Source organism: Sphingobium sp. B2D3C (assembly GCF_025961835.1).
Lineage (GTDB): Bacteria > Pseudomonadota > Alphaproteobacteria > Sphingomonadales > Sphingomonadaceae > Sphingobium.
The window spans coordinates 3,263,452-3,289,135 of the sequence record NZ_JAOQOK010000001.1 but is presented as its reverse complement, the minus strand read 5'-3'; the positions used below and the strand labels follow the sequence as shown (position 1 = coordinate 3,289,135).

Below are 25,684 nucleotides of genomic sequence, written 5' to 3'. Positions count from 1 at the left end.
ATGCTCGCCCAGGATTTGGGGGACGAACAGCCTTATCCCTTAGACGTCTGACCGGCGCCTGTCGAATAGCGGTGCCTGACCATATGATGGCATATGCAAGCGACCCCACCCGCCCATATCGGCGGGAGGGGTCGGCTATGCAAGCTCACAGTCAGGCCTGTCTCCCGATCAAGGAGATTATGCGGCCTCGGCCGGTGCAGCCTTGGCGAGAATCTCGACCTTGCCGCCAGCCTTTTCGACCGCCTCGATGGCAGCGCTGGAGGCGCCGGCCACGGCGAAGTTCGCCTTGGTGGTCAGTTCGCCCTTGGCGAGCAGACGCACGCCATGCTTGCCGCCGCGCGAAATGCCGGCCGCGCGCAGCGCCGCCTGGTCGATGGTCGCGGCCGCGTCGAGCTTGCCGGCGTCGATCGCCTTCTGGACCATGCCGAGGTTCACGACCGCATAGTCCTTGCGGAAGATGTTGTTGAAGCCGCGCTTCGGCAGACGCATGTGGAGCGGCATCTGGCCGCCCTCGAAACCGTTAATGGCGACGCCCGAACGTGCCTTGGCACCCTTCTGGCCGCGACCGGCAGTCTTGCCCTTGCCCGAGCCGATACCACGGCCGACGCGCATCCGGCCCTTGCGGGAGCCGGCATTATCCTTGAGTTCATTCAGCTTCATAAGTGCACTCGCTTTCGCTGTTGTCGCGCTGGTGGAAAGTGCGGCCCATAGCCGCCGCACTTTGCTTTGTCACCCCATAGAATCTGTCTCGGCCGATCTCCGTCCTTCGCGTCCTGCACACGGCTCGGCGCTATCGGCGTGACAAGCCTCATGGTTAAGCGGAACCCCGGCATTCACAAATTTTGCAAGTGCGAAGGCTCGAAAAGTCATTCGCTGTAGGGCTTTACATGGTTAACGCTCGTGATCAGTCGCGCCCGAGCGCGCCCGGCTCCATTGACGAGTTGCGCATTATCGCGACCGTTCTCCTCGTCGCCTTCCATGTCGTGGGGCAGACCGACAGCGGGCTGCGAATCGAGGACGGGCACCCCGCGCGGTTCATCGTCGATCTGGGCGCCAGCTTCCGGATGCCGGCCTTCGCCTTCGTCGCCGGCTTCATCTACTGCCTGCGTCCGCCCACGCGAGGGCATATGCGCGACTTTCTGCGCGGCAAGGCGCGGCGGATCGCGCTCCCTGGCCTGATCGCTGCCGTCCTGTTCGGATCGGTTGCCTACATGCAAGGCTCGCGATTCGGCATCCCGCCCGAAGCCCTGTGGGGGCTGGCCATCTTCCCCTATGCGCACTTCTGGTTTTTGCAGGCGATCCTCGCGCTGTTCATCGTCGTCGGCCTGATCGACATCGCACTCGATCATCGCGGGCAGTGGCCAATGTTCGCCGGCGCCTTGCTGCTTGCCTTGTGGCCCCCGCCCATCCCGACACTTTTCGCACTGCCGCAAGCGATCGTTCTGGCGCCCTTCTTCATCTTCGGCATGTGCGTCTATCGAAGCTGGGCGTGGATCGCGCAGCATGGGCGGCTGATCGTCCCGCTGGCCGCCGTGGCTGCATTGCTTGCCTTCAGTGGCGCCTTCTATGATTATCTGATGCTCGGCGTCTCTCCGAACACGAGCATTGCCTCATCGCTGCTGCTGGGCATGTCGGTCAGCCTGCTCATTCTGCTGCGCTGGCCGCACCACCCCTATGCACGCAAGGTTGGGCAGTTCAGCTTTACCATCTATCTCTATCATGTGTTCGCCACCGCCGGCGCGCGGATGGCGCTCCACACAGTCGGTATCGACGCGCTCGCGATTCATCTGCCGGTCGGCATTCTCGCGGGGCTGCTCGGCCCGGTCGCCCTGCATCTCATTCTGCTCAAGACGCCCGTTGTCGGCCCACTGGCCCTGGGCATCCGGACCAAGGCGCCCGCGCCCCGCAGCGCTCCGGCCCCGCATGTCAAAGCGCGTGCACCTGCATCCGCTCTGGCTCTTCCGGCAACATCATCCCGCCCGGCCGTCCCGCGCGGCCATTGAGCCGCCTTCCCGAGTACGCGTTCGGCATTACCTACAAACGAAAACGGAGCGCGTAACCCTCAAGGCTACGCGCTCCGTTTTCAATGTCGGTCGTAAAAGGCTTCAGCCTTCGACGATCTGCACCATGTGCGGCAGCTTGCGGATCGCGCCGCGCACTTCCGGCGTGTCCTCGAGCTCGACGACACGGTTCATCTTGCCCAGGCCGAGGCCGATCAGGATCTTCTCCTGAGAGGCCGGACGGCGGATCGGGGAACCGATCTGCTTCAGCTTGATCTTCGCCATGTCAGTTACTCCGCAATCGCTTCGGCGTCAGCCGCAGCGACCTCGGCAGAGGCGCCACCGCGACGAAGCAGGTCAGCGACCTTCTTGCCGCGACGCTGAGCGACCGACTTGGGGCTGGTCTGCTCGGTGAGAGCCGCGAACGTCGCCCGGATCATGTTGTACGGGTTCGACGTGCCGACCGACTTGGTCACCACGTCGGCCACACCAAGGCTCTCGAACACAGCGCGCATCGGACCGCCGGCGATGATGCCGGTGCCTGCCGGCGCGGTACGAACGGTCACCTTGCCGGCGCCGAAGTGCCCGCGACCATCATGGTGCAGCGTGCGGCCTTCCTTGAGCGGAACGCGAACCATTGCCTTCTTGGCAGCGGCGGTCGCCTTGCTGATCGCCTCAGGAACCTCACGAGCCTTGCCATGGCCGAAGCCGGCACGACCCTTGCCGTCACCCACAACCACGAGTGCAGCAAAGCCGAAGCGCTTGCCGCCCTTCACGGTCTTCGAGACGCGGTTGATGTGGACGAGCTTCTCGACGAATTCCTCGCCATTGTCGTCCTCACCGCCACGACCGCGACGGTCGTCACGACGGCCACGGCCGCCACGATCCCGATCGCCACCGCTGCGGCCGCCACGGCCACGGCGCTGTTGCTGCTGCGGCTCGGCGGCCACACCCGACACGTCCTGGGGCGTGGTCTCGGGCGCGAGAACAGCCTCGGGCTGATTGCCCTCACCGGTGGTGTTTTCGTCTGCCATCATCAGAACTCCAGTCCGCCTTCACGAGCGGCATCGGCCAGCGCTTTCACGCGACCATGAAAGAGGAAGCCACCACGATCGAACACGACCTTGGTAACGCCGGCCTTGGCAGCAGCCTCGGCCACGCGCTTGCCGACATCGGCTGCAGCCGATGAAGTGGCGCCGGTCTTGCCACGCACGTCCTTGTCCAGGGTCGACGCTGCGGCCAGGGTCTTGCCCTGCGTGTCGTCGATGACCTGCGCATAGATATGCCGGCCGGAACGGTGCACGGACAGACGGGGCTTGCCACCCGCCCGCGCCTTGATCGCGGTACGCACGCGCCGGGCGCGACGATCGAAGAGAGAGAGTTTCGCCATGGCTTACTTCTTCTTGCCTTCTTTGCGGAAGATAAACTCGCCGCGATACTTGATACCCTTGCCCTTATAGGGCTCCGGCTTGCGCCAGCGACGGATTTCCGCCGCGACCTGGCCGACCTGCTGCTTGTCGATCCCGCTGATTTCCACCGTGGTGTTATCGGGGGTCTTAATCTCGATGCCGGCCGGAACCGGGAAATCGACATCATGGCTGTAGCCGAGCTGCAGCTTCAGGTTCTTGCCCTGGGCCGTGGCACGATAGCCGACGCCGGTGATCTCGAGCACCTTGGTGTAACCCTCGGTCACGCCCGTGACCAGGTTCTGCACCAGCGTGCGCTGCATGCCCCAGAATGCTCGAGCCGCCTTGGTCGCGTTGGCCGGCTTGATCGAAATCGCACCGTCTTCCAGCTCATAGCTGATCTCGTCGCGCATCTGGAGCGCCAGCGTGCCCTTGGGGCCCTTCACGGAAAGCTGACCGTTCTCGATGGTGGCCGTCACCCCGCTGGGGATCGTGACCGGCTTTTTGCCGATGCGGCTCATCAGAACACCTCCGCCAGCACTTCGCCGCCGACATTCTGTGCGCGCGCTTCGGCATCCGAAAGCACGCCACGGGGCGTCGAGACGATGGTGATACCGAGGCCATTGCGTACCACCGGAAGCTCCTTGGAGCCCGAATAGACGCGACGGCCAGGCTTGGAAACGCGCGCGACGTGCTTGATCGCCGGCTCGCCTTCAAAATATTTCAGCTCGATGCGCAGGCCATCATGGCCAGCCACCTGCTCTTCGGAATAGCCGCGGATGTAACCCTCGCGCTGAAGCACGTCGAGCACACGCGCACGCAGCTTGGACGCGGGCGAAACCACGCTGTCCTTGCGTGCCCGCTGGCCGTTGCGGATGCGGGTGAGCAGGTCACCCAGGGGATCGGTCAGTGCCATCTCTTAATCCTTACCAGCTCGACTTGGTGACGCCGGGGATCAGGCCCTTGTTGGCCAGATCGCGCAGCTGAACACGGCAAAGCCGGAACTTGCGATAGTAAGCGCGGGGACGACCGGTCAGCTCGCAACGGTTGCGCACCCGGGTCGGGTTGCCGTTGCGGGGGATCTCGGCCAGCTTGAGACGCGCGATCAGACGCTCGCTGTCATCAAGCGACGTGTCATTCGCCACTGCCTTGAGACGGGCATATTTGCCGGCGTACTTCTTCACCAGCTTCTTGCGCCGTTCGTTCTTGTTGATCGAACTCAGTTTCGCCATGGACTTAAGCTCTCTTCCTTAGAAATTGGATCCGGCCACGCTCACGCAGCCTCTTTTTCCGCCTCGGCGGGGAACGGGAAACCGAAAAGACGCAGCAGTTCGCGCGCTTCTTCGTCCGTGCGGGCCGTGGTGGTCACGATGATGTCCATGCCACGCACCTTGTCGACGCGGTCATAGCTGATCTCGGGGAAGATGATCTGCTCCTTGATGCCGAAGGCATAGTTGCCACGGCCGTCGAAGCTCTTCGGGTTGAGACCACGGAAGTCGCGGATGCGGGGCATCGCGATCGTCACCAGACGATCGAGAAACTCGTACATGCGCTCGCGACGCAGGGTCACCTTCGCACCGATGGGCATGCCTTCACGCAGCTTAAACTGCGCGATCGACTTCTTCGCCTTGGTGATGACCGGCTTCTGGCCGGCAATCAGTTCCATTTCCTCGGCGGCCTGGGTGACCTTCTTCTTGTCCTGGGTCGCCTCGCCCACGCCCATGTTGAGCGTGATCTTCTCGATCCGGGGGATTTCCATGTGGTTCTTGTAACCGAACTTCTCGCTCAGCGCCTTGACGATGGTCTCGTCATACAGCTTGCGCGAGCGCGGGATGTACTTGTCAGCCATCAGATGACCTCCCCAGTCTTAACCGCGACGCGGACCTTCTTGCCGTCACGGTCCTCGAAGCGGACGCGCGTGGCCTTGCCGTCGACAGCCAGTGCAACATTGGAAATGTGCAGCGGCGCCGGCTTGCGATCGATGCCGCCCTGCGGATTTGCCTGGTCGGGCTTGCGGTGGCGGGCGTGAACGTTGATGCCGTCGACCAGCACCTTGTCATCCTTGGGCATCACCTGGAGGACGGAACCGGTACGGCCCTTGTCCTTGCCGGCGAGCACGACGACCGTGTCACCCTTCTTGATACGTGCAGCGCTCATCACAGCACCTCGGGAGCAAGCGAAATGATCTTCATGAAGTTCTTCGCGCGCAGCTCGCGGACCACGGGGCCAAAGATACGCGTGCCGATCGGCTCCGCATTCTTGTTGACCAGCACGGCCGCATTGCCGTCGAAGCGAATGACGCTGCCGTCGGGACGACGAACGTCCTTGGCGGTGCGCACGATCACGGCGCGGTGAACGTCACCCTTCTTCACGCGGCCACGGGGGGCGGCGTCCTTCACGGAGACGACGATGATGTCGCCAACGCTGGCAAAACGACGCTTCGAGCCGCCGAGCACCTTGATGCACTGGACGCGCTTGGCGCCGCTGTTGTCAGCGACATCAAGATTGGATTGCATCTGGATCATCGATCCGGTTCCTTCTCAATTGGCCTGCCGGGACACAGCCTATGTCTGGCCCGGTGGTTCCGTTAAATCCTTGAGACCTGCTCAGGCTGCTGCGTCTGCAGCAACCTGCTCGGGAGACTTGTGGGTGTCGACCCGCGCGATGACCTTCCAGGTCTTCAGCTTCGAGATCGGCGCCGTCTCCTCGATACGGACGGTCTCACCCTCGTGATACTCATTGGCATCGTCGTGGGCGTGATACTTCTTCGAGCGACGGATGATCTTGCCGTAGAGCGGGTGCTTCACCTTGCGCTCCACCTTGACGACGACCGTCTTGTCACCCTTGTCGGAAACCACCGTTCCCGTCAGCACGCGCTTGGGCATGGGCCTGTTTCCTTCTTACTTCGCGGACGAGCGCGAACGCTCGGCCTGGAGGGTTTTGATCCGCGCGATGTCGCGACGCACTTCGCGCACGCGGCTCGGCTTCTCAAGCTGGTTGGTCGCAGCCTGAAAGCGCAGGTTGAACTGCTCGCGCTTCAGCTCGCCCAGATCGGTCGAAAGCTGATCGTCGCTCTTCGCCTTGAGGTCAGAAATCTTGGTCATGACCATCATGCTCCCAGATGCGAGGTGTCGCCGAGACGCGCCACCACCTTCGTCTTGATCGGCAGCTTCATCGCTGCGCGGCTGAATGCTTCCGCAGCCAGCGGACCGGGCACACCGTCCAGCTCGAACAGGATGCGGCCGGGCTTTACGCGCGCCGCCCAATATTCGATCGAACCCTTGCCCTTACCCTGACGGACTTCGGCAGGCTTCTTGGACACCGGCACGTCCGGGAAGACGCGGATCCAGAGACGGCCCTGACGACGGATGTGACGCGTGATCGCGCGGCGAGCCGCCTCGATCTGACGCGCTGTCACCCGCTCCGGTTCCAGAGCCTTGAGGCCGTAGGATCCGAAATTGAGGTCCGTTCCACCCTTGGCGTCGCCCTTGATGCGACCCTTGAAGGTCTTGCGGAACTTGGTTTTCTTCGGCTGTAGCATGATGCTTTACCTTGCTCTCAATTCTCAGCGAGCCGGACGCACACCGGAGGTCTGAGCCTCCAGCATGAGACGGTCGGTCGCCATCGGATCGTGGCCGAGGATCTCGCCCTTGAAGATCCAGACCTTGATGCCGCAAACGCCATAGGCCGTGTGGGCCTCGGCTTCTGCATAATCGACGTTCGCACGCAGCGTGTGCAGCGGAACGCGACCTTCGCGATACCACTCGACACGGGCGATCTCCGCGCCGCCCAGACGGCCGCCGCAGGTGATCTTGATGCCCTCGGCGCCGAGACGAAGTGCGCTCTGCACGGCGCGCTTCATGGCGCGACGGAAAGCGATACGACGCTCGAGCTGATCGGCAACGCCCTGGGCAACGAGCTTGGAGTCGATTTCCGGCTTGCGGATCTCGACGATGTTCAGGCTCACGTCGCTGGACGTCATCGCGCTCAGCTTCTTGCGCAGCTTCTCGATGTCCGCGCCCTTCTTGCCGATGATGACACCGGGACGGGCTGCATAGATCGACACGCGGCACAGCTTGGCCGGACGCTCGATAACCACCTTGGAGATCGCGGCCTGGGGCAGCGTCTTCATGACATACTTGCGGATCTTGAGATCCTCAAGCAGCAGGCGGCCATAATCCTGGCCTTCCGCGAACCAGCGGCTGTCCCAGGTGCGGTTGATCTGCAGGCGCAGACCGATGGGATTGCTCTTGTGACCCATGGATCAGGCCTCCTCTTCCGCAGCTTCACGCACGACGATGCGCACGCGGCTGAAGGGCTTCAGGATGCGGGTGGACTTGCCGCGACCACGCGCATGGAAGCGCTTCATGGTGAACGACTTGCCGACACTCGCCTCGGCGACGACGAGCGCGTCGACGTCGAGATTGTGGTTGTTCTCCGCATTGGCGACCGCACTGGCGAGCACCTTGCGAACATCGACCGCCATCGCGCGCTTGGAGAACGCGAGCACGTTCATCGCGTCCTCGACCTTGCGGCCACGGATGAGCGCGGCGACCAGGTTCAGCTTCTGGGCCGAACCGCGGATTTGCGTGCCAACGGCCAGCGCCTCATTGTCCGAGACGCGGCGGGGAGCTTTTGCCTTGCCCATCAGCGCTTGCCCTTCTTGTCAGCGGCGTGGCCGGGGAAGTAGCGCGTCGGCGCGAATTCACCCAGCTTGTGACCGACCATGTCTTCGTTCACCGAAACGGGAACGTGCTTGCGACCATTGTAGACGTTGAACGTCAGGCCAACGAACTGCGGCAGGATGGTGGAGCGGCGCGACCAGGTCTTGATCGGACCGCCATGGCCGTTGTTCTCCTGCGCGGTTTCTGCCTTCTTGAGCAGATGCAGGTCCACGAAGGGACCCTTCCAGACGGAGCGAGCCATCGCTTACCTCTTCTTCTTGGCGTGACGCGACCGGATGATCATCTTGTCGGTCGACTTGTTGTGACGGGTACGAGCACCCTTGGTCGGCTTGCCCCACGGGGTAACCGGATGACGGCCGCCCGAGGTCCGGCCTTCACCACCGCCGTGCGGGTGGTCGACCGGGTTCTTGGCGACGCCGCGGGTGAGCGGGCGACGGCCGAGCCAGCGGCTGCGGCCGGCCTTGGCGAGGTTCTGGTTCTGGTTGTCGGGGTTCGACACCGCACCGATGGTCGCCATGCAGTCCGAGCGGATGTAGCGCTGCTCACCCGAGCCGAGACGGACGATGACCATGCCGCGATCGCGACCGACGAGCTGGGCATAGGTGCCCGCGCTGCGTGCGATCTGAGCGCCCTTGCCCGGCTTCATCTCGATGTTGTGGATGATCGTGCCGACCGGCATCTGACCCAGTTCCATCGCGTTGCCCGGCTTCACGTCGGTCTTCTTGCCTGCGATCACCTTGTCGCCGACAGCCAGACGCTGCGGGGCGATGATGTAGGCCTGCTCGCCATCGGCATAGCTGACCAGCGCAATGAACGCCGTGCGGTTGGGGTCATATTCCAGACGCTCCACCGTGCCTTCGACGTCCCACTTGCGACGCTTGAAGTCGATGATGCGATAGCGCTGCTTGTGACCGCCGGCGATACCGCGCGAAGTCACATGGCCCTTGTTGTTGCGGCCACCGGTCTTGCGCTTGCCTTCGGTCAGCGCCTTGACGGGCTTGCCCTTGTGGAGGCCGGACCGGTCGACGAGGATCAGGCCACGCTGGGCCGGGCTCGTCGGGTTATAATGCTTGAGTGCCATTGTTCAGTCCGCCCTCAAATGCCCGTGGTGATGTCGATCGACTGGCCTTCGGCCAGGGTCACGACAGCCTTCTTCACGTCCGAGCGCGTGTAGGGCTTGCCCTTCCAGCGCTTGGTCTTGCCCTTCTGGACGATCGTGTTGACCGACTTGACGCTGACATTGAACAGCGCCTCGACAGCGGCCTTGATCTCGGGCTTCGAAGCGTCACGCGCGACCTTGAACACAACCGCGTTGTGCTCGGAGACCAGCGTCGCCTTTTCGGTGATGTGCGGGGCGACAATCACGTCGTAATGACGCGTGGCCACCGCTGCTGCCTGCTTCTTAGCCATTGAAGCGCGCCTCCAGCTGCTCGACCGCGGCACGGGTCAGCACCAGGCTGTCCGCACGCAGGATATCGTAGACATTGGCACCGATGGCGGGGAGCACATTGACACCGACGAGATTGGACGAGGCCTTGGCGAAGGAGAGGTTGGTCGCCTCGCCGTCGATGAACAGCACCTTGCCGAGGTTGAGCTTGGCCAGCTGACCCGCCAGTTCCTTGGTCTTGCCGTCCTTGACGTCCAGATTGTCCAGAACCGTGAGCGAGCCGCCCTTGGCCTTGGCCGAAAGCGCCATCTTGAGGCCCAGTGCACGCACCTTCTTGTTGAGCGAATGCCCGAAGGTACGGGCGCGCTGACCGTGCGCCTTACCACCACCGATGAAGATCGGGGCGCGGCGATCGCCGTGACGAGCCGTACCGCCGCCCTTCTGGCGACCGAACTTCTTGCCCGTGCGGGCAACGTCAGAACGCTCGCGCGTCGCCGAGGCCGGGGCACGGCGCTTTTCAAGCTGCCAGGTGACGACACGGTGCAGAATGTCCGCGCGCGGCTCGAGGCCGAACACTTCGTCATTCAGCTCGACATCGCCGGAGGCCTTGCCGCCGTCCAGAGTGAGAACCTTGATCTTCATGACTTAGCCCTCCTGGCCTTCAGTGGCCTCGGGCGCCGCGACGTCCTGCGCAGGCGTATCGGCCGGAGCCTCGGCGTTATTGTTCGCAGCCGACTTGATGCTGGCCGGGTACGGCACGTCAGCCGGACGATCGACCTTCACGGCGTCCTTGACGAGAAGCCAGGCGCCCTTCGAGCCGGGCACGCTGCCCTTCACGAACAGCAGGCCGCGCTCGACGTCCGTGCGGACGATCTCGAGGTTCTGCTGGGTGCGCTGACGGTCGCCCATGTGGCCGGCCATCTTCTTGTTCTTGAACACGCGGCCCGGATCCTGACGGTTACCCGTCGAACCATGGGCACGGTGGCTGATCGACACGCCGTGCGTGGCGCGCATACCGCCGAAGCCCCAGCGCTTCATGGCGCCGGCAAAGCCCTTGCCCTGCGTCTGACCCGTCACGTCGACGAGCTGACCAGCGATGAAGTGATCGGCAGCGATTTCCGCGCCGACATCGAGCAGGGCGTCCTCGGCCACGCGGAACTCGACGACCTGCGCCTTGGGTTCCACCTGAGCCTTGGCAAAGTGCTCGCGCTGCGGCTTGGCAACATTCTTCGCCTTCGCAACGCCGGCACCCAGCTGCACGGCTACATAGCCGTCCTTATCCATTTCGCGACGGGCAATGACCTGGTTGCCTTCGAGCGCCAGGACGGTGACGGGCACATGGCGGCCATCATCCTGGAACAGGCGGGTCATACCCACTTTCTTCGCGATCACGCCGGTACGCATGATCCAATCCTCCAATAGAGGCCCCTGCATGATGCGGGGGCTTATCCAACGAAAAAACCGCCAGGGCCCTAAGACCCAGGCAGCCAACCCGATTTTGCGATGCGTTCCCCCGTCCGGGCTGGATGCTTCCGGACCCTCGACAAACGAGGCGGAAACGACGGAGGACGCTGCCCGGCCGAAGCCGGCGGTATCCAAATGTCCTGCAAGGCGACCCGAAGGCCGCCCCGCTACGGCCATCAGGCCAGTTTGATCTCGACGTTCACGCCGGCAGCCAGATCGAGCTTCATCAGCGCATCGACGGTCTGCGGGGTCGGCTGCACGATATCAAGCATGCGCTTGTAGGTGCGGACCTCGAACTGTTCACGGCTCTTCTTATCGATGTGCGGCCCACGGTTGACCGTGAACTTCTCGATGCGGGTCGGCAGCGGAATGGGACCGCGAATAAGAGCACCCGTACGACGAGCGGTATCGGCGATGTCGCCGGTCGCCTGATCCAGCACGCGATGATCGAATGCCTTGAGACGAATACGGATATTCTGCGTTTCCATGTCCACTAACCGATGTGAAAGAGCCAAAACAAAACCGCTTCACCCTGATGGCCCCGGTGCCATTCTGGCACTCACGAGCCCGCGCGAAGCGGCGAAAAAAGCAGGCCGCTCGAATCACCTGATCCGAGCGGCTCGCTGCCTATATTACTTCGAGATCGTCGCGACAACCCCAGAACCGACCGTGCGGCCACCTTCGCGAATAGCGAAGCGGAGGCCCGGGTCCATCGCGATCGGCGCGATGAGCTTGACGGCCAGCTTCACGTTGTCGCCAGGCATGACCATCTCGGTGCCCTCGGGGAGGACGACCTCGCCGGTCACGTCCGTCGTGCGGAAGTAGAACTGCGGACGATAGTTGGCGAAGAACGGCGTGTGACGGCCACCTTCGTCCTTCGACAGCACATACACCTCGGCTTCGAACTCGGTGTGCGGCGTGACCGAACCCGGCTTGGCCAGAACCTGACCACGCTCGACTTCTTCACGGCCAACGCCACGGATCAGCGCGCCGATGTTGTCGCCGGCTTCACCCTGGTCGAGCAGCTTGCGGAACATTTCCACGCCGGTGACGGTCGTCTTCTTGGTGGGCTTGAGGCCGATGATCTCGACTTCCTCGCCAACCTTCACAACGCCGGTCTCGACGCGGCCGGTCACCACGGTGCCGCGACCCGAGATCGAGAACACGTCTTCGATCGGCATCAGGAACGGACGGTCAACCGGACGGGCCGGCTGCGGGATGTAGGCGTCGACGGCATCCATGAGCGCCTTGATCGAATCCTTGCCGATCGCGTCGTCACGGCCTTCGAGAGCGGCCAGAGCCGAACCCTTGACGATGGGGATGTCGTCGCCCGGGAAGTCGTAGCTGGAGAGCAGCTCGCGCACTTCCAGCTCGACGAGCTCGAGGAGCTCCTCGTCGTCGACCTGGTCGACCTTGTTCATGTACACGACGAGCGCCGGCACGCCGACCTGACGGGCGAGCAGGATGTGCTCGCGGGTCTGCGGCATCGGGCCGTCAGCAGCGTTCACCACGAGGATCGCGCCGTCCATCTGGGCGGCACCGGTGATCATGTTCTTCACATAGTCAGCGTGGCCCGGGCAGTCGACGTGCGCATAGTGACGGGCGCCGGTCTCGTACTCGACGTGTGCGGTCGAGATCGTGATGCCGCGCTCGCGCTCCTCGGGAGCCTTGTCGATGTTGGCATAGTCCGTGAACGTGGCGCCACCGGTTTCGGCCAGCACCTTGGTGATGGCGGCGGTCAGCGTGGTCTTGCCATGGTCGACGTGACCGATGGTGCCGATATTGCAGTGCGGCTTGTTCCGCTCGAATTTAGCCTTAGCCATTTCCTACCTCTTTTCGCTCAATAGCTTGGGTTCAACCGCTCGGGGAAGCCTCGCGAAGGCGCCCCCATAACAGCAAATTTACATAAATCCAGATGAAAGTGCCGGCTTAGGCCAGCTTCGCCTTCACCTCGTCCGCGACGTTCTGCGGCACCTCGTCATAGTGCGAGAACTGCATGGAGTAGTTTGCGCGGCCCTGGGTGAACGAGCGGAGCGAGTTCACATAGCCGAACATGTTGGCCAGCGGGACCATCGCCTCGACAACCTGCGCATTACCGCGGCTGTCGGTGCCCTGGATCTGGCCACGACGCGAGTTCATGTCGCCGATGACGTCACCCAGGTATTCCTCAGGCGTCACCACCTCGACCTTCATCACCGGCTCGAGCAGCGTGATGCCGGCCTTCTGCGCGACTTCACGCATCGCACCGCGACCGGTGATTTCGAATGCCAGCGCCGACGAGTCGACGTCGTGATAGGCGCCGTCATACAGGTTGATCTCGAAGTCGATGATCGGGAAGCCGATGAGCGAACCCGTGGCCGCTGTCTCGCGCATACCCTTCTCGATCGCCGGGATATATTCCTTGGGAATATTACCGCCCTTGATCTCGTCCTTGAAGATGATGCCCGCACCGCGCTCGCCCGGCGTGACCTTCACCTTGATGCGGCCGAACTGGCCGGTGCCGCCCGACTGCTTCTTGTGGGTGTAGTCGACGTCGACAGCCTTCTTGAGATACTCGCGATAGGCCACCTGCGGCGCACCGACATTCGCCTCGACCTTGAACTCGCGCTTCATACGATCGACCAGGATTTCGAGGTGAAGCTCGCCCATGCCCTTGATGATGGTCTGGCCCGATTCGTGATCGGTCGAAACGCGGAAGGACGGATCCTCGGCGGCCAGGCGGTTGAGCGCGACGCCCATCTTTTCCTGGTCGGCCTTGGTCTTGGGTTCCACGGACAGCTCGATGACCGGCTCGGGGAATTCCATGCGTTCCAGGATGATCGGCTGACGCTCGGCGCACAGCGTGTCACCGGTCGTCGTTTCCTTCATGCCGGCCAGCGCGACGATATCGCCGGCATAAGCCGTATCGATGTCCTCACGGCTGTTCGCATGCATCAGGAGCATACGGCCGATCTTTTCCTTCTTGTCCTTCACGGAGTTCAGATAGGTGCCCTTGCTCAGCGTGCCGGAATAGACGCGCAGGAAGGTGAGCGAGCCGACGAACGGATCGTTCATGATCTTGAACGCGAGACCCGAGAACGGCGCCTCGTCGCTGGTCGCGCGGCTGTCCGGCTCTTCCGTGTCGGGGTTGATGCCCTGCACGTCCTCGATGTCCAGCGGGCTGGGCAGATAGTCGACGACCGCGTCCAACAGCGCCTGCACGCCCTTGTTCTTGAAGGCCGAGCCGCACAGCACCGGCACGAAGCTCTGGTTCAGCGTGCCCTTGCGGATCAGCTTCTTGAGCGTCGCGACGTCAGGCTCGGTGCCCTCGAGATAGGCTTCCATCGCGGCATCGTCCTGCTCGACGGCCAGTTCGACCAGCTTCTCGCGATATTCGGCAGCCTTGTCGGCGAGGTCGGCCGGAATTTCTTCATAGAAGAATTCGGCGCCGAGATTCTCATCCTTCCAGATGATCGCGCGGTTGTTCACGAGGTCGACGAGACCCTTGAAGTCCGATTCCGCGCCGATGGGCAGATACAGGACGGCCGGGGTCGCGCCCAGGCGATCGATGATCGTCTGCACGCAATAATAGAAATTGGCGCCCGTGCGGTCGAGCTTGTTGATGAAGCACATCCGGGGCACGCCGTACTTGTCGGCTTGACGCCACACCGTCTCCGACTGCGGCTCCACGCCGGCAACGCCGTCGAACGCGGCGACCGCGCCGTCGAGCACGCGCAGCGAACGCTCCACCTCAATGGTGAAGTCCACGTGGCCGGGGGTGTCGATGATGTTCAGGCGATGCTCGGGGCCCTTGCCCTCATCGGCTTTCCACAGGCAGGTCGTCGCAGCCGACGTGATCGTGATGCCGCGCTCCTGCTCCTGCTCCATCCAGTCCATCGTGGCGGCGCCGTCGTGCACTTCGCCGATCTTGTAGGACTTGCCGGTGTAATAGAGGATGCGCTCGGTTGTCGTCGTCTTGCCGGCGTCGATGTGCGCCATAATGCCGAAATTGCGGTAACGCTCGAGCGGGTGGCTGCGGGCCATGATCTTTACTCCATTGCCCGCGTGCGGCGGGGCTGCGGTCTGAAAGGTTCCTCTCCGTTCGGGTTGGCTCGGCGGGGACCCGTTTCTCCCCTCACGGAAGAACAGCCCTTCGACAGGCCCGAGCGAACGGTGGTGCAGGAAGCCGGGACAGTCCTGTGACTGCCCCGGCTTCCAATATAGTGCTTACCAGCGGTAATGCGAGAAGGCGCGGTTGGCTTCGGCCATCCGGTGCGTGTCTTCACGCTTCTTCACGGCATTGCCACGGTTGTTCGCGGCGTCCAGAAGCTCGCCGGAGAGGCGGGCCGCCATCGTGGTCTCGCTGCGGCTGCGCGCCGCATTGATGAGCCAGCGAATGGCCAGCGCCTGGGCGCGCTCGGGACGGACTTCCACCGGCACCTGATAGGTCGCACCGCCAACACGGCGGCTGCGGACCTCGATGCCCGGCTTCACATTGTTGAGGGCGTCATGAAAGACCGAGATCGGATCCTTCTTGGCGCGGGTTTCAACGGTGGCCAGTGCGCCATAAACAATCTGCTCAGCGACGGCCTTCTTGCCGTCATACATGACGCTGTTCATGAACTTGGACAGAACCTGATCGCCATACTGGGGATCGGGCAGGATGACGCGCTTTTCGGGGCGACGACGACGTGACATATCTCTGTTCTCCCCTGCTTACTTCGGACGCTTCGCGCCGTACTTGGAACGGCTCTGCTTGCGGTCCTTGACGCCCTGGGTATCCAGAACGCCGCGAAGAACGTGATAGCGCACACCGGGAAGGTCGCGCACACGGCCGCCACGGATCAGCACGACGCTGTGCTCCTGGAGGTTGTGGCCTTCGCCCGGAATGTAGCTGATGACCTCACGGCTGTTGGTGAGGCGCACCTTGCAGACCTTGCGGAGAGCCGAGTTCGGCTTCTTCGGGGTCACGGTGTAGACACGGGTGCAGACGCCGCGCTTCTGCGGGTTCTGCTCCATCGCAGGGACCTTGCTCTTGGCCTTCTGCGGCTCGCGGCCCTTGCGGACCAGCTGGTTGATCGTTGGCATGAAGCCCTTCACCTTTTTTCAGTTACTCTGCCATCTGCATGTCCTGGGCCGGCCGATGGCCAGCCGGGGCTGACCTCCAAACGACAAGAGACCCGGCGGTCGGTAAAGACCCCCTGGCCCCGCAAGAGCATAGGCAATGTTCAAGCTCTGTATGACCCAGCGGACGAGCGACCGAATCCTAGTGAAAGCACAGGTTGCGGGCCGCGAGGCAGGCGGGCCTATACAGAGAGGCCGCCAACCGGTCAAGCATGGCTCACCCCAAGGGGCACGCGTGGCGGCGAGGCGTTTTGAAATGCCGCCTTGCCTCTTTCGGCCTGCGCGCGCACATCCCAATCACCCGGCCCAATCACCCCGGCCCAATACCCTGGCAGCAAAGGCGAGAGCTGATGACCCTGACCATGCACGCGATCACCGCTCCCCTCCTCGTCAACAGCTTGACCAACATGGAGAGGTGGCTCGCGCGCCCGGATGTGCGCGCTGCCGAGGCCGATCTGCTCGGCGCTCGCCTGATCGAGGATATGCGCCCGCTCACGGCGCAATATCAGATGGCGTCGGACAGCGCCAAGAACGGCATCGCCCGTCTCGCCGGCATCGAGCCGCCCGCCATGCCGGACACCGAGGCGAGCCTCGATGCCCTGCAGGAGCGGTGCGCAAAGACCATCGCCTTCGTCCAGAGCGTCACGCCCGCACAACTGGACGGCAGCGAGGACCGCGAGATCGTGCTGCGCTTCCCGAACGGTCAGGGATACCGGTTCCACGGGCGGGATTATGTCACCGGCTTCATGCTGCCCAATTTCCTGTTCCATGCGACCATGGCCTATGCGCTGCTGCGGGCACGTGGGATCGCGATCGGCAAGCCGGATTTCCTGGCCCATCTCGGCGCGCCGGTCGCGCTCGCCGACCCGGCATGAGCTGACGGCGGCCCATCCCGCGCGGCATCGGCCGCTCCGGCATGGTTCGCCCTTTGCGCGACCGGCAGAGTCGGCTAGAGCCCGGCCCCATGAGCGAGACAGTGTCCTTTGGCTATCGTGAGGTAGCCCCCGAGGAAAAGACGAAGCTGGTCGGCGACGTCTTCTCCAATGTCGCCCGCAACTACGACATCATGAACGATGCGATGTCCGGCGGTATGCATCGGCTGTGGAAGGACCAGTTCGTCCGCCGCGTGAAGCCGCGCAAGGACGAGGCGATTCTCGACATGGCCGGCGGCACCGGCGACATCGCCTTCCGCATGGCCAAGCATGGCGCGCACGTGACGGTGAGCGACATCAACGAGGATATGCTCGCCGTGGGCATGACGCGGGCGCAGAAGCGCGGCATCGAGGGCCTGGTCTGGCAGCCGCAAAATGCCGAGCAGCTGGTCTTCGGCGATCGCAGCTTCGATGCCTACACCATCGCGTTCGGCATCCGTAATGTGACCGATATCCCGGCCGCGCTGCGCGAGGCGCATCGCGTGCTCAAATATGGCGGGCGCTTTTTCTGCCTGGAATTTTCCAGCACCACCTGGCCGGGCTTCGGCGATGTGTATGACGCCTATTCGCACAAGCTAGTGCCCAAGCTGGGCAAGATGATCGCCGGCGATGCGGAGAGCTACCGCTATCTCATCGAATCCATCCGCCGCTTCCCGGACATGCCGAAGTTCAAGGGCATGATCGAGGAGGCGGGCTTCGTGCAGGCGAAGGCCGAGCCGATCATGGGCGGCCTCGTCGCCATTCATTCTGGATGGAAGGCATGAGGCTGGTACAGGCTCCACCAACTCACCGAGCATGCAGGGCTGAGCGGTGACGGCTCACATCACGCACCTTTGGCGTCTAGGCAAATGGGGCCTCACTCTTGCCCGGCATGGCGCGCTCCGCGGCATCGCACGAGATCCCAACACTCCGCCGTCGATCCGCCGCTTTGCCCGCATAACGAGCATCGTTACTGGTGCCCCGCAGATACCGCGATATGGCGAGGCGTTTCAGACCATTGGCCCGGCGGCGATCAAGCTCGGCCAATCGCTGGCGACGCGGCCCGATCTGGTCGGCGACGATGCCGCCCGTGACCTGCTTTCGCTGCAGGATGCCCTGCCGCCCGTACCCTTCTCCGCGATTCGCGCCGAGATCGAGGCAAGCTTCGGGCGACCGCTCGACTCGATCTACGCCAGCGTCGATGAGCAGGCCGTCGGCGCTGCCTCCATCGCGCAGGTGCATCGTGCCGTGACGACGGACGGCCGCGCGGTCGCTATCAAGGTGCTGCGCCCCGGCATTCGCGAGCGGTTCAACCGCGACATCGACACTTATGAATGGGCTGCGGCGCATCTGGAGCAACTGGGCGGCGAAGCCTCCCGCCTCCGCCCGCGTCTGGTCGTCGCCAATCTCAAGCGCTGGACAGCGCGCGAACTGGACCTGCGCCGCGAGGCAGCCTCTGCATCGGAGCTGGCGGAGGCCATGTCCGCCGTGCCCCGCTATCGCATCCCACAGATCGACTGGGATCGCACCAACGGCCGGGTGATGACCCTCGAATGGATCGACGGGATCAAGATCAGCGACCGCGCGGCGCTGGTCGCGGCCGGGCATGACCTGAGCGATCTGGCGGCGCGGCTGGTCAACACCTTCCTGCGCCAAGCCATCGCGGACGGATTCTTCCATGCCGACATGCACCAGGGCAATCTGTTCGTGCAGGCCGACGGCACCATCGTTGCCATCGACTTCGGCATCATGGGGCGGATCGACCGGCGCGCGCGGCTATGGCTGGCCGAGATCCTCTATGGTCTTATCACCGGTAACTATCGCCGCGTGGCGGAAATCCATTTCGAGGCGCAATATGTGCCGGCCCACCACAATGTCGCCGAGTTCGCGACCGCCCTGCGTGCCGTGGGCGAACCGATGCGCGGCAAGCCGGTCAGTGAACTCTCCGTCGGCCAGATGCTGGACGGCCTGTTCGCCATCACCCGCGATTTCGACATGCAGACCCAGCCCCATCTGCTGCTGCTGCAAAAGACGATGGTCATGGTCGAAGGCGTGGCGACCATGCTCGACCCGACGATCAACATGTGGGACGTCTCCGGCCCCTATGTGAAAAGCTGGCTGCGCGACGAACTCGGGCCCGAAGCCAAGCTCGCCGATTCGATCCACGAAACGGTGGACACAATCCGCCGCCTGCCCGGCCTCGTCCGGCGGCTGGAGGAAGCCTATCCCGAGCCGGGCGGCGCCCCGCCTCCGCCGCCCTTGCCGGCGGTGAAGCTGGTGCAGGTGAAGGTCGGCTGGTTCTGGCGCTATGCGGGCGTGGCAATTCTCGCAGCAGCGGCCGGCGCGGGTGCCATGGCGCTCCTTGGCTGACATCCCGCCCCTGCCGAGCCGCTAGCCGGACCGGCGCCCAGCCGCTATGGAACCATCATGACCCAGCGGATCCTCCTCATCGTCTCCGGCGGGATCGCCGCCTACAAGGCGCTGGAACTGGTGCGCCTGCTCAAGGGCAAGGGCCTCGCCGTGCGCGCCGTACTGACCGACGCTGCCACCCAGTTCGTGACGCCGCTCTCCTTCGGCGTGCTCACCGAGGATCATGTTTATGGCGACATGTTCGATCTCAAGGAGGAGCGCGAGATCGGCCATATCCAGCTCAGCCGCGAGGCCGACCTGATCGTCGTCGCGCCGGCAACCGCCAACATCCTCGCCAAGATGGCATCGGGCATCGCTGACGATCTCGCCACGACCGTGCTGCTCGCCACCGACAAGCCGGTGCTCGCCGTGCCCGCGATGAATGTGCGGATGTGGCACCACAAGGCCACCCAGCGAAACCTCGACACGCTGCGCGGCGATGGCATCCATGTGATGGAGCCTGACGTTGGCGCCATGGCCTGCAACGAGTGGGGCAAGGGTCGCCTGCCCGAGCCGGCCGCCATCGTGCAGGAAATCGAGCGGCTGCTGGCAGAGGCGCCGTCACCGGCCGCGCTGCTGACCGACACCAGCCGCACGATCCACGCGCCCGACCTCAGCCACGCCAATCTGCTCGGCCGCCATGTGCTGGTCACCGCCGGCCCCACACATGAGCCGATCGACCCGGTGCGCTACATCGCTAATCGATCCTCCGGGCAGCAGGGCTTTGCGATTGCCGCCGCCGCCGCACAGGCGGGCGCGCGCGTGACGCTCGTCGCCGGACCGGTCAGCCTGCCCACGCCGCGTGGCGTCACCCGCGTCGACGTGCAGACCGCGCGGGAGATGCAGGCCGCCGTGGAGGCTGCGCTGCCGGCCGATATTGCCATATTGGTCGCAGCAGTGGCCGATTGGCGCGCCGCCGACGAGGCCGGCCAGAAGATCAAGAAGGATGGCTCGGGCACGCCTGCCCCGCTCGCGCTGGCCGAGAATCCCGATATCCTCGCGACATTGGCGCGCCACGTCCAGCGCCCCGCCCTGCTCGTCGGCTTCGCGGCCGAGACCGAAACTGTCGTCGACCACGCTATCGCCAAGCGCCAGCGCAAGGGCGCGGACTGGATCGTCGCCAATGACGTGTCCGGCGATGTCATGGGCGGATCGCATAACAGCGTCCATCTGGTCACGGCGCAGGGCGTCGAAGACTGGCCGGACATGCCCAAAGCCCTTGTCGCCACGCGGCTGATTGAAAGGATTTCCGATGAACTGTCCGCTCGTTGACATTGCGGTGAAGCGCCTGCCCCATGGCGAAGACCTGCCATTGCCCAGCTATGCCACCGCCGGCGCGGCCGGCATGGACGTGGTCTCCGCCGAGAATGTAACGCTGCCGAGCATGGCCCGCCATGCGGTGGCCACCGGCCTCGCCCTCGCCATTCCCGAGGGGTTCGAGGTGCAGGTGCGCCCCCGGTCCGGGCTGGCGCTCAAGCATGGAATCACGCTGCCGAACACGCCCGGCACGATCGACAGCGATTATCGCGGCGAATTGAAGGTGATCCTGGTCAACCTTGGCGAGGATGATTTCGAGATCAAGCGCGGCGACAGGATCGCCCAGTTGATCGTGGCGCCGGTGCAGGTCGCGCGCATGGTCGAGGTCGCGACGCTCGATGATACGGCGCGCGGTGCGGGCGGTTTCGGCTCCACCGGCGTCCGCACGGTCTGACCTACACGCACTGATGGACTTCACCGACGATCAGCTTGAGCGATATGCCCGCCACATCGTGCTGCGCGAGATCGGCGGCGCAGGGCAGGCAAGGCTGACCGGCGCGCATGTCGCGATCATCGGGGCGGGCGGCATCGGCTGCCCGGCCATCGCCTATCTGGCTGCGGCCGGCATCGGCACCCTGCGGATCATCGATCATGATACGGTGAGCCTCTCCAACCTGCAGCGGCAGATCCTGTTCGAGAGCAACGACATCGGTCGTCCGAAGGCGGAAGCCGCGCGTGACGCGGTGCGCCGGCTCAACCCGGATTGTTACGCCATCCCGATCAACACTGCGCTGGATGCCGACAATGCGGAGACGCTGCTGCGCGATGCCGACATCATTCTGGATGGCTGCGACAATTTCGAAACGCGCCTCGCCGTCTCGGACGCCGCGACCCGGCTGCGCATTCCGCTGGTAAGCGCCGCTGTCGGCCAGTTCGAGGGGCAGATCGGTGTCTGGCGGGGATGGGAGGCCGGCCAGCCCTGCTATCGTTGCCTGGTCGGGGAAACCCGCACCGACCCCGCCCGCACCTGCGCCGAGGAAGGCATTGTCGGGGCGTTGACCGGCATCATCGGATCGATGGCGGCGCTGGAGGTCATTCGCGCCCTCGTGCCCTTCGGTGAAACAGCGACCGGCAAGCTCATTGTCTTCGATCTGCTGGCCCGTCGCCTGCGGACCATGGCCATTCCGCCGGACCCGGCCTGCAAGGCCGCGCTGGCCTGCGCATGAGCGCGCGGCCGCCTCTCGCTCTCGTCGTCGTCAGCGCCGATCCGGCCCGATTGCGCGCGGCCCTGTCGCTCGCGCGGGCAGAGGTCGCCCTGGGAAGTGCGGCCCGCATCTTCCTGCAAGGCGAGGCGGCTGCCCTGTTGCGCACCCCGATCCGCGCACCGCAGGACGCCGCCTGGACTGCAGCTGGGGAGCCGACGCTCGCGCAATTGCTGGATGATGCGCTGGATGAAGGCGTGGCGATCAGCCTCTGCCAGAGCGGCCTTGCCATGGCGGGCGTGGCGGCGGACAGCCTTGACTCCCGTATCGAGATCACTGGCCCCATTGCCTTTCTCGCGGCGGCTGGGCCCGACATCCGCCTGCTGACGCTCTGACCATGAGCCTTGCTCTATCTCCATCGCTGCTCGGGCTTCTCGCCGCTCTCGCCGCCGGCCTTCTGATCGGCCTCGAACGAGGCTGGACTCAGCGCGACAAGCAGGCCGGGCAACGGGTGGCGGGGTTCCGCACCTTCGCTTTGATCGGCTTTGCCGGTGGCCTGTCTGCGCTCCTGCCGGAGATGATCGCCGCGATCATGGCGCTTGGCGTGGTCGGCGCGCTGCTCATCGGTTTCGGCCAGGCGATTCGCGACGACCAGCTTTCCGCCACCACGATTGTCGCGGCGCTCCTGACCTTTGCCATTGGCTATGCCGCAGTGGCGCTATCGGCAGCCATCGCTCTGGCGGCGGCGGGCGCGGCCTTCGTGCTGCTGAGCGCCCGCCACTCGATGCACGCCCTGCTGCGCGGGCTGACGGAAGGCGAGATTGAGGGCGTTGCCCGCTTCGCGCTGGTCGCCCTCGTCGTCCTGCCGCTGCTGCCCGATGCCAATTATGGCCCCTATGATGCCTGGAACCCCCGCCAGATCTGGATGGTGGTGGTGCTGGTCGCCGGGCTCTCCTTCGCTGGCTATGTCGTCGCGCGCCGGTTCGGCAGCAGCCGGGGCGTATTGATGATGGCGCTGACCGGCGCCATCGTCTCGTCCACGGCGGTGACGGCCTGGTACGCCCGCCGCCTGCGCACCGAGCCGGAATTACGCGGCGTGCTGACCGCTGGCATCGCCATCGCCACCATCGTCATGTTCGTGCGCGTGCAGGTGTTGACTGCCATCCTCGTGCCCCGCGCCCTGCCCACGCTCGCGCTGGTGCTGGCGCCGGCGCTGGTCGTCTCTGCCATCATGGCCCTGCTCGTCTGGCGCCGCGACGATTCGCCGGATGGGGCACCGGTGAAGCTCGGCAATCCCTTTGATTTTGGCCCGGCGCTGATGCTGGCGGGCTTCGTCGCGGTCTTCTCGCTGGTCGCGCGCTGGGCGCTGGATGTCTGGGGCGACGAAGGCATCGCGGTTGTCATCGGCCTCACCGGCTTCATGGATGTGGACGCGGCGGTGCTCACCCTTGCCGGCCTGCCCGCACAAACGCTCGACAATGCCACGGCGGGCTTCATCCTCGCCGCGCCGGTCTTCGCCAATACCGCCGTCAAAGGCGTGATGGCGCTTGTACTGGCCGGGGGACGCAATGGCATCGTCGCATCCGCCCCGCTCTTTGCGTCCCTGCTCGCCTCGCTGGCGGGCGCTGCCCTGTTCTGGCTGGGCTGACCGCGGCGCGCCTGCAACGGCGCGGCACCGATGCCACAAGCGGACGCGCGGGGGCATGACAGCCTGCGTTTATCCTGATACCGCCTGCCCCACCTGAACCCATCCACCCTCAATGGACAGATTTCGCATGTTGGACTTCACGACCCAGCCGCTCGCCACCCCCACCTCGCCCGAGGACCGTGTTGCCGCCATGGCCACGCTCGGTTTCGGCACGCTCTTCACCGATCATATGGTGACGATCCGCTATACCGAGGGACAGGGTTGGCATGATGCCGTACTGGGTCCGCGCCAGCCCATCCCGCTCGATCCGGCAGCCGCCGTGCTCCATTATGCGCAGGAGATTTTCGAGGGGCTCAAGGCCTATCGCCTGCCCGACGGGTCCATCGCAAGCTTCCGCCCGGAGGCCAACGCCGCCCGCTTCAACCAGAGCGCGACCCGCCTCGCCATGCCCCATCTGCCGGAGGATCTCTTCATCGAGAGCATCCGCAAGCTGGTCGCGGCGGACATCGACTGGGTGCCGGATGCGGACAAGGGCAGCCTGTACCTGCGCCCCTTCATGTTCGCCAGCGAGGCCTTCCTCGGCGTCCGCCCGGCGCGCGAATATGTCTATTGCGTGATCGCGTCCCCGGTCGGCGGATATTTCAAGAGCGGCAAGTCGGCCGTGACGCTGTGGGTCAGCCATGATTATGTCCGCGCGGTCCCCGGGGGCACCGGTGCTGCCAAGTGCGGCGGCAATTATGCCGCGAGCCTGCAGCCGCAATCCGTCGGCATCGAGCATGGCTGCGACCAGGTGCTGTTCCTCGACGCGGTCGAGCGCAAATGGATCGAGGAACTGGGCGGCATGAACATCATGTTCGTGTTCAATGAAGGCACGATCATCACCCCGCCGCTCAACGGTTCGATCCTGCCCGGCGTCACCCGCGATTCGCTGAGGCTCGTCGCAGAGGATGCCGGCTACACGGTGAAGGAAGAGCCCTACAGTTTCGAGCAGTGGATGGCCGACGCCAAGAGCGGCAAGCTGAAGGAAGCGTTCGCCTGCGGAACCGCTGCCGTCATCACGCCCATCGGCGAGGTGCGCTCGACCCAAGGCGATTTCATCATCGGCAATGGCAATGGCGGCGAGGTGGCCCGCGCGCTGCGCGAGGCGCTGGTCGGCGTGCAACTCGGCCAGAAGCCGGACCAGCATGGCTGGATGACCCGCCTGGCCTAAGCGGGTTGGCCTGAACGGGCCGGCAGACGGCCGGGAACGGAGCGGGTCATTCTGCATAAGGATATGAACCAGTCTATCTGAAGGAGCAGACCCGATGACCTTGCGCCAGACCGGCATCGACAGTGTCGACATGATCATCCTGCCGCCCGTGCGGGATCTGGGCGACGGCTTTCAGGTCCGGCGCGCGCTGCCATCGGCCCATCGCCGGATGGTCGGCCCCTTCGTGTTCTTCGACCAATTCGGCCCGACGACCTTTTCTGCCGGTGAGGGCCTGGACGTCCGCCCCCATCCGCACATCGGCCTCGCCACGGTGACCTATGTGCTGGAGGGCGAAATCCTCCACCGCGATTCGCTGGGCAAGGTGCAGCCAATCCGTCCCGGCGCCGTCAACTGGATGACGGCGGGCCGCGGCATCGTCCATTCCGAGCGCAGCGCCGATGATACCCGCGCCGCAGGCGGGCCGTTGTTCGGCCTCCAGACCTGGGTCGCGTTGCCGCAAGCGAAGGAAGAGGTCGATCCGGCTTTCTTCCATCACCCCGCCGACACGATTCCCGAAACGGAGGCGGAGGGCGTGCGCATCCGCGTCGTCGCGGGGAGCAGCGACGGGCTGACCTCGCCGGTGCAGGCCTTCTCGGACATGCTCTACGCCGACGTCACGCTCCAGGACGGCGCGCGCTACCGGCTGCGTACCGACCATATCGAACGGGCAGTCTATGTCATCTCGGGCGGGCTGGCGGTGGAAGGCCAGAGCGGCGGTTTCAACACCGGCGAACTGGTGATCTTCAAGCCGGACAGCGAGATCGTCCTGCGCGCCAATGGCCCGACCCGCATCATGCTGGTCGGCGGCGAGCCATTGGATGGGCCACGGCACATCTACTGGAACTTCGTGTCCAGCTCCCGCGATCGCATCGAACAGGCCAAGGACGACTGGCGGCAGGGCCGATTCGACATCGTGCCCGGCGAGCGCGAGTTCATTCCGCTGCCCGACTAGGCCTGAACGAT

The 25,684-nt window shown here is 64.5% G+C and carries 36 protein-coding genes; 11 read left to right on the top strand and 25 right to left on the bottom strand.

What is annotated here, in order from left to right:
* Window positions 1-177 precede the first annotated feature (177 nt).
* Entirely contained in the window at window positions 178-660 is a 483-nt protein-coding gene (gene rplO / locus M2339_RS15350; RefSeq protein ID WP_264573848.1) for a 50S ribosomal protein L15, read from the bottom strand.
* A 227-nt stretch (window positions 661-887) separates the two neighbouring features.
* On the opposite strand from rplO, the gene M2339_RS15345 reads away from it, so the two are divergent.
* Window positions 888-2,003 (top strand): acyltransferase family protein, encoded by a 1,116-nt coding sequence (locus tag M2339_RS15345; protein WP_264588032.1) that lies wholly within the window; start codon window positions 888-890, stop codon window positions 2,001-2,003.
* Between the two features lie 102 nt (window positions 2,004-2,105).
* Here M2339_RS15345 and rpmD read toward each other — a convergent pair whose 3' ends face one another.
* From rpmD to rpsL, 24 genes are all read right to left on the bottom strand, one after another.
* Window positions 2,106-2,285, bottom strand: coding sequence for a 50S ribosomal protein L30 (gene rpmD, locus M2339_RS15340; protein WP_181561266.1), 180 nt, complete (start codon window positions 2,283-2,285; stop codon window positions 2,106-2,108).
* Window positions 2,286-2,290: 5 nt separating this feature from the next.
* Window positions 2,291-3,034: a 30S ribosomal protein S5 gene (gene rpsE, locus M2339_RS15335; protein ID WP_264588404.1), complete on the bottom strand. Its 744-nt coding sequence runs from the start codon at window positions 3,032-3,034 to the stop codon at window positions 2,291-2,293.
* Window positions 3,035-3,036: 2 nt separating this feature from the next.
* A complete protein-coding gene (gene rplR, locus M2339_RS15330; RefSeq protein WP_181561265.1) occupies window positions 3,037-3,390 on the bottom strand; it encodes a 50S ribosomal protein L18 in 354 nt (117 codons plus the stop codon).
* 3 nt (window positions 3,391-3,393) lie between these two features.
* Window positions 3,394-3,927, bottom strand: a complete 534-nt coding sequence (gene rplF, locus M2339_RS15325) for a 50S ribosomal protein L6 (RefSeq protein ID WP_181561264.1) — start codon at window positions 3,925-3,927, stop codon at window positions 3,394-3,396.
* Entirely contained in the window at window positions 3,927-4,322 is a 396-nt protein-coding gene (gene rpsH, locus M2339_RS15320; RefSeq protein WP_181561263.1) for a 30S ribosomal protein S8, read from the bottom strand. Before rpsH ends, rplF begins: the two co-directional genes overlap by 1 nt.
* Before the next feature lie 10 nt (window positions 4,323-4,332).
* On the bottom strand, window positions 4,333-4,638 hold the full coding sequence (rpsN, locus tag M2339_RS15315; RefSeq protein WP_181561262.1) for a 30S ribosomal protein S14: 306 nt from the start codon (window positions 4,636-4,638) through the stop codon (window positions 4,333-4,335).
* A 41-nt stretch (window positions 4,639-4,679) separates the two neighbouring features.
* A complete protein-coding gene (gene rplE, locus M2339_RS15310) occupies window positions 4,680-5,255 on the bottom strand; it encodes a 50S ribosomal protein L5 (protein WP_181561261.1) in 576 nt (191 codons plus the stop codon).
* Window positions 5,255-5,563: a 50S ribosomal protein L24 gene (gene rplX, locus M2339_RS15305; RefSeq protein WP_181561260.1), complete on the bottom strand. Its 309-nt coding sequence runs from the start codon at window positions 5,561-5,563 to the stop codon at window positions 5,255-5,257. Before rplX ends, rplE begins: the two co-directional genes overlap by 1 nt.
* The gene (rplN, locus tag M2339_RS15300) at window positions 5,563-5,931 is read right to left on the bottom strand and encodes a 50S ribosomal protein L14 (RefSeq protein ID WP_014077869.1); all 369 of its coding nucleotides are present in this window, start codon (window positions 5,929-5,931) and stop codon (window positions 5,563-5,565) included. Before rplN ends, rplX begins: the two co-directional genes overlap by 1 nt.
* 81 nt (window positions 5,932-6,012) lie before the next feature.
* Window positions 6,013-6,291: a 30S ribosomal protein S17 gene (gene rpsQ / locus M2339_RS15295; RefSeq protein ID WP_181561259.1), complete on the bottom strand. Its 279-nt coding sequence runs from the start codon at window positions 6,289-6,291 to the stop codon at window positions 6,013-6,015.
* Between the two features lie 15 nt (window positions 6,292-6,306).
* The gene (gene rpmC / locus M2339_RS15290) at window positions 6,307-6,510 is read right to left on the bottom strand and encodes a 50S ribosomal protein L29 (protein WP_181561258.1); all 204 of its coding nucleotides are present in this window, start codon (window positions 6,508-6,510) and stop codon (window positions 6,307-6,309) included.
* A 5-nt stretch (window positions 6,511-6,515) separates the two neighbouring features.
* Entirely contained in the window at window positions 6,516-6,947 is a 432-nt protein-coding gene (rplP, locus tag M2339_RS15285) for a 50S ribosomal protein L16 (RefSeq protein WP_181561257.1), read from the bottom strand.
* Between the two features lie 24 nt (window positions 6,948-6,971).
* Window positions 6,972-7,667, bottom strand: a complete 696-nt coding sequence (rpsC, locus tag M2339_RS15280; RefSeq protein ID WP_181561256.1) for a 30S ribosomal protein S3 — start codon at window positions 7,665-7,667, stop codon at window positions 6,972-6,974.
* A 3-nt stretch (window positions 7,668-7,670) separates the two neighbouring features.
* A complete protein-coding gene (rplV, locus tag M2339_RS15275; RefSeq protein WP_181561255.1) occupies window positions 7,671-8,054 on the bottom strand; it encodes a 50S ribosomal protein L22 in 384 nt (127 codons plus the stop codon).
* A complete protein-coding gene (rpsS, locus tag M2339_RS15270; protein WP_264606457.1) occupies window positions 8,054-8,332 on the bottom strand; it encodes a 30S ribosomal protein S19 in 279 nt (92 codons plus the stop codon). Before rpsS ends, rplV begins: the two co-directional genes overlap by 1 nt.
* Before the next feature lie 3 nt (window positions 8,333-8,335).
* A complete protein-coding gene (gene rplB, locus M2339_RS15265) occupies window positions 8,336-9,172 on the bottom strand; it encodes a 50S ribosomal protein L2 (RefSeq protein ID WP_181561253.1) in 837 nt (278 codons plus the stop codon).
* A 14-nt stretch (window positions 9,173-9,186) separates the two neighbouring features.
* On the bottom strand, window positions 9,187-9,501 hold the full coding sequence (locus tag M2339_RS15260; RefSeq protein ID WP_181561252.1) for a 50S ribosomal protein L23: 315 nt from the start codon (window positions 9,499-9,501) through the stop codon (window positions 9,187-9,189).
* Window positions 9,494-10,120, bottom strand: coding sequence for a 50S ribosomal protein L4 (rplD, locus tag M2339_RS15255; protein ID WP_181561251.1), 627 nt, complete (start codon window positions 10,118-10,120; stop codon window positions 9,494-9,496). Before rplD ends, M2339_RS15260 begins: the two co-directional genes overlap by 8 nt.
* Window positions 10,121-10,123: 3 nt before the next feature.
* Window positions 10,124-10,882: a 50S ribosomal protein L3 gene (gene rplC / locus M2339_RS15250; protein WP_181561250.1), complete on the bottom strand. Its 759-nt coding sequence runs from the start codon at window positions 10,880-10,882 to the stop codon at window positions 10,124-10,126.
* A gap of 236 nt (window positions 10,883-11,118) precedes the next feature.
* The gene (gene rpsJ, locus M2339_RS15245; protein ID WP_014077880.1) at window positions 11,119-11,430 is read right to left on the bottom strand and encodes a 30S ribosomal protein S10; all 312 of its coding nucleotides are present in this window, start codon (window positions 11,428-11,430) and stop codon (window positions 11,119-11,121) included.
* A 144-nt stretch (window positions 11,431-11,574) separates the two neighbouring features.
* Window positions 11,575-12,765 carry an elongation factor Tu gene (gene tuf, locus M2339_RS15240; RefSeq protein ID WP_181561249.1) on the bottom strand — a complete coding sequence of 397 codons (1,191 nt, stop codon included), beginning with the start codon at window positions 12,763-12,765 and terminating at the stop codon, window positions 11,575-11,577.
* A gap of 106 nt (window positions 12,766-12,871) precedes the next feature.
* The gene (gene fusA / locus M2339_RS15235) at window positions 12,872-14,965 is read right to left on the bottom strand and encodes an elongation factor G (protein ID WP_181561248.1); all 2,094 of its coding nucleotides are present in this window, start codon (window positions 14,963-14,965) and stop codon (window positions 12,872-12,874) included.
* 183 nt (window positions 14,966-15,148) lie between these two features.
* Window positions 15,149-15,619, bottom strand: a complete 471-nt coding sequence (gene rpsG / locus M2339_RS15230) for a 30S ribosomal protein S7 (protein ID WP_181561247.1) — start codon at window positions 15,617-15,619, stop codon at window positions 15,149-15,151.
* 18 nt (window positions 15,620-15,637) lie between these two features.
* The gene (gene rpsL, locus M2339_RS15225; protein ID WP_181561246.1) at window positions 15,638-16,009 is read right to left on the bottom strand and encodes a 30S ribosomal protein S12; all 372 of its coding nucleotides are present in this window, start codon (window positions 16,007-16,009) and stop codon (window positions 15,638-15,640) included.
* 386 nt (window positions 16,010-16,395) lie between these two features.
* Between rpsL and M2339_RS15220 the strand changes: the two genes are divergently transcribed.
* The 10 genes from M2339_RS15220 to M2339_RS15175 all read left to right on the top strand — a co-directional run bounded on the left by M2339_RS15220 (window position 16,396) and on the right by M2339_RS15175 (window position 25,673).
* A complete protein-coding gene (locus M2339_RS15220) occupies window positions 16,396-16,920 on the top strand; it encodes a DUF1993 family protein (protein WP_264588033.1) in 525 nt (174 codons plus the stop codon).
* An 89-nt stretch (window positions 16,921-17,009) separates the two neighbouring features.
* Window positions 17,010-17,741, top strand: coding sequence for a class I SAM-dependent methyltransferase (locus M2339_RS15215; protein WP_264588034.1), 732 nt, complete (start codon window positions 17,010-17,012; stop codon window positions 17,739-17,741).
* A gap of 46 nt (window positions 17,742-17,787) precedes the next feature.
* Window positions 17,788-19,326 (top strand): 2-polyprenylphenol 6-hydroxylase, encoded by a 1,539-nt coding sequence (gene ubiB / locus M2339_RS15210; protein WP_264588035.1) that lies wholly within the window; start codon window positions 17,788-17,790, stop codon window positions 19,324-19,326.
* A 57-nt stretch (window positions 19,327-19,383) separates the two neighbouring features.
* Window positions 19,384-20,637, top strand: coding sequence for a bifunctional phosphopantothenoylcysteine decarboxylase/phosphopantothenate--cysteine ligase CoaBC (gene coaBC, locus M2339_RS15205; RefSeq protein ID WP_264588036.1), 1,254 nt, complete (start codon window positions 19,384-19,386; stop codon window positions 20,635-20,637).
* A complete protein-coding gene (dut, locus tag M2339_RS15200) occupies window positions 20,618-21,076 on the top strand; it encodes a dUTP diphosphatase (protein WP_264588037.1) in 459 nt (152 codons plus the stop codon). The genes coaBC and dut overlap by 20 nt, the downstream gene beginning before the upstream one ends.
* 13 nt (window positions 21,077-21,089) lie before the next feature.
* Window positions 21,090-21,848, top strand: coding sequence for a HesA/MoeB/ThiF family protein (locus tag M2339_RS15195; protein WP_264588038.1), 759 nt, complete (start codon window positions 21,090-21,092; stop codon window positions 21,846-21,848).
* Window positions 21,845-22,219 carry a DsrE family protein gene (locus M2339_RS15190; protein WP_264588039.1) on the top strand — a complete coding sequence of 125 codons (375 nt, stop codon included), beginning with the start codon at window positions 21,845-21,847 and terminating at the stop codon, window positions 22,217-22,219. The genes M2339_RS15195 and M2339_RS15190 overlap by 4 nt, the downstream gene beginning before the upstream one ends.
* A gap of 2 nt (window positions 22,220-22,221) precedes the next feature.
* Window positions 22,222-23,472, top strand: a complete 1,251-nt coding sequence (locus tag M2339_RS15185) for an MgtC/SapB family protein (protein ID WP_264588040.1) — start codon at window positions 22,222-22,224, stop codon at window positions 23,470-23,472.
* A 112-nt stretch (window positions 23,473-23,584) separates the two neighbouring features.
* Window positions 23,585-24,682, top strand: coding sequence for a branched-chain amino acid aminotransferase (locus M2339_RS15180; RefSeq protein ID WP_413714871.1), 1,098 nt, complete (start codon window positions 23,585-23,587; stop codon window positions 24,680-24,682).
* A 94-nt stretch (window positions 24,683-24,776) separates the two neighbouring features.
* Window positions 24,777-25,673 (top strand): pirin family protein, encoded by an 897-nt coding sequence (locus tag M2339_RS15175; protein ID WP_264588042.1) that lies wholly within the window; start codon window positions 24,777-24,779, stop codon window positions 25,671-25,673.
* The last annotated feature ends 11 nt before the right edge of the window (window positions 25,674-25,684 follow it).

What these genes read in the sequence shown, in the direction of transcription:
- rplO (WP_264573848.1), bottom strand. Translation starts at nt 660, where the DNA reads ATGAAGCTGAATGAACTCAAGGATAATGCCGGCTCCCGCAAGGGCCGG.
- M2339_RS15345 (WP_264588032.1), top strand. Translation starts at nt 888, where the DNA reads ATGGTTAACGCTCGTGATCAGTCGCGCCCGAGCGCGCCCGGCTCCATT.
- rpmD (WP_181561266.1), bottom strand. Translation starts at nt 2,285, where the DNA reads ATGGCGAAGATCAAGCTGAAGCAGATCGGTTCCCCGATCCGCCGTCCG.
- rpsE (WP_264588404.1), bottom strand. Translation starts at nt 3,034, where the DNA reads ATGGCAGACGAAAACACCACCGGTGAGGGCAATCAGCCCGAGGCTGTT.
- rplR (WP_181561265.1), bottom strand. Translation starts at nt 3,390, where the DNA reads ATGGCGAAACTCTCTCTCTTCGATCGTCGCGCCCGGCGCGTGCGTACC.
- rplF (WP_181561264.1), bottom strand. Translation starts at nt 3,927, where the DNA reads ATGAGCCGCATCGGCAAAAAGCCGGTCACGATCCCCAGCGGGGTGACG.
- rpsH (WP_181561263.1), bottom strand. Translation starts at nt 4,322, where the DNA reads ATGGCACTGACCGATCCCCTGGGTGACCTGCTCACCCGCATCCGCAAC.
- rpsN (WP_181561262.1), bottom strand. Translation starts at nt 4,638, where the DNA reads ATGGCGAAACTGAGTTCGATCAACAAGAACGAACGGCGCAAGAAGCTG.
- rplE (WP_181561261.1), bottom strand. Translation starts at nt 5,255, where the DNA reads ATGGCTGACAAGTACATCCCGCGCTCGCGCAAGCTGTATGACGAGACC.
- rplX (WP_181561260.1), bottom strand. Translation starts at nt 5,563, where the DNA reads ATGAGCGCTGCACGTATCAAGAAGGGTGACACGGTCGTCGTGCTCGCC.
- rplN (WP_014077869.1), bottom strand. Translation starts at nt 5,931, where the DNA reads ATGATCCAGATGCAATCCAATCTTGATGTCGCTGACAACAGCGGCGCC.
- rpsQ (WP_181561259.1), bottom strand. Translation starts at nt 6,291, where the DNA reads ATGCCCAAGCGCGTGCTGACGGGAACGGTGGTTTCCGACAAGGGTGAC.
- rpmC (WP_181561258.1), bottom strand. Translation starts at nt 6,510, where the DNA reads ATGACCAAGATTTCTGACCTCAAGGCGAAGAGCGACGATCAGCTTTCG.
- rplP (WP_181561257.1), bottom strand. Translation starts at nt 6,947, where the DNA reads ATGCTACAGCCGAAGAAAACCAAGTTCCGCAAGACCTTCAAGGGTCGC.
- rpsC (WP_181561256.1), bottom strand. Translation starts at nt 7,667, where the DNA reads ATGGGTCACAAGAGCAATCCCATCGGTCTGCGCCTGCAGATCAACCGC.
- rplV (WP_181561255.1), bottom strand. Translation starts at nt 8,054, where the DNA reads ATGGGCAAGGCAAAAGCTCCCCGCCGCGTCTCGGACAATGAGGCGCTG.
- rpsS (WP_264606457.1), bottom strand. Translation starts at nt 8,332, where the DNA reads ATGGCTCGCTCCGTCTGGAAGGGTCCCTTCGTGGACCTGCATCTGCTC.
- rplB (WP_181561253.1), bottom strand. Translation starts at nt 9,172, where the DNA reads ATGGCACTCAAGCATTATAACCCGACGAGCCCGGCCCAGCGTGGCCTG.
- M2339_RS15260 (WP_181561252.1), bottom strand. Translation starts at nt 9,501, where the DNA reads ATGGCTAAGAAGCAGGCAGCAGCGGTGGCCACGCGTCATTACGACGTG.
- rplD (WP_181561251.1), bottom strand. Translation starts at nt 10,120, where the DNA reads ATGAAGATCAAGGTTCTCACTCTGGACGGCGGCAAGGCCTCCGGCGAT.
- rplC (WP_181561250.1), bottom strand. Translation starts at nt 10,882, where the DNA reads ATGCGTACCGGCGTGATCGCGAAGAAAGTGGGTATGACCCGCCTGTTC.
- rpsJ (WP_014077880.1), bottom strand. Translation starts at nt 11,430, where the DNA reads ATGGAAACGCAGAATATCCGTATTCGTCTCAAGGCATTCGATCATCGC.
- tuf (WP_181561249.1), bottom strand. Translation starts at nt 12,765, where the DNA reads ATGGCTAAGGCTAAATTCGAGCGGAACAAGCCGCACTGCAATATCGGC.
- fusA (WP_181561248.1), bottom strand. Translation starts at nt 14,965, where the DNA reads ATGGCCCGCAGCCACCCGCTCGAGCGTTACCGCAATTTCGGCATTATG.
- rpsG (WP_181561247.1), bottom strand. Translation starts at nt 15,619, where the DNA reads ATGTCACGTCGTCGTCGCCCCGAAAAGCGCGTCATCCTGCCCGATCCC.
- rpsL (WP_181561246.1), bottom strand. Translation starts at nt 16,009, where the DNA reads ATGCCAACGATCAACCAGCTGGTCCGCAAGGGCCGCGAGCCGCAGAAG.
- M2339_RS15220 (WP_264588033.1), top strand. Translation starts at nt 16,396, where the DNA reads ATGACCCTGACCATGCACGCGATCACCGCTCCCCTCCTCGTCAACAGC.
- M2339_RS15215 (WP_264588034.1), top strand. Translation starts at nt 17,010, where the DNA reads ATGAGCGAGACAGTGTCCTTTGGCTATCGTGAGGTAGCCCCCGAGGAA.
- coaBC (WP_264588036.1), top strand. Translation starts at nt 19,384, where the DNA reads ATGACCCAGCGGATCCTCCTCATCGTCTCCGGCGGGATCGCCGCCTAC.
- dut (WP_264588037.1), top strand. Translation starts at nt 20,618, where the DNA reads ATGAACTGTCCGCTCGTTGACATTGCGGTGAAGCGCCTGCCCCATGGC.
- M2339_RS15195 (WP_264588038.1), top strand. Translation starts at nt 21,090, where the DNA reads ATGGACTTCACCGACGATCAGCTTGAGCGATATGCCCGCCACATCGTG.
- M2339_RS15190 (WP_264588039.1), top strand. Translation starts at nt 21,845, where the DNA reads ATGAGCGCGCGGCCGCCTCTCGCTCTCGTCGTCGTCAGCGCCGATCCG.
- M2339_RS15185 (WP_264588040.1), top strand. Translation starts at nt 22,222, where the DNA reads ATGAGCCTTGCTCTATCTCCATCGCTGCTCGGGCTTCTCGCCGCTCTC.
- M2339_RS15180 (WP_413714871.1), top strand. Translation starts at nt 23,585, where the DNA reads ATGGACAGATTTCGCATGTTGGACTTCACGACCCAGCCGCTCGCCACC.
- M2339_RS15175 (WP_264588042.1), top strand. Translation starts at nt 24,777, where the DNA reads ATGACCTTGCGCCAGACCGGCATCGACAGTGTCGACATGATCATCCTG.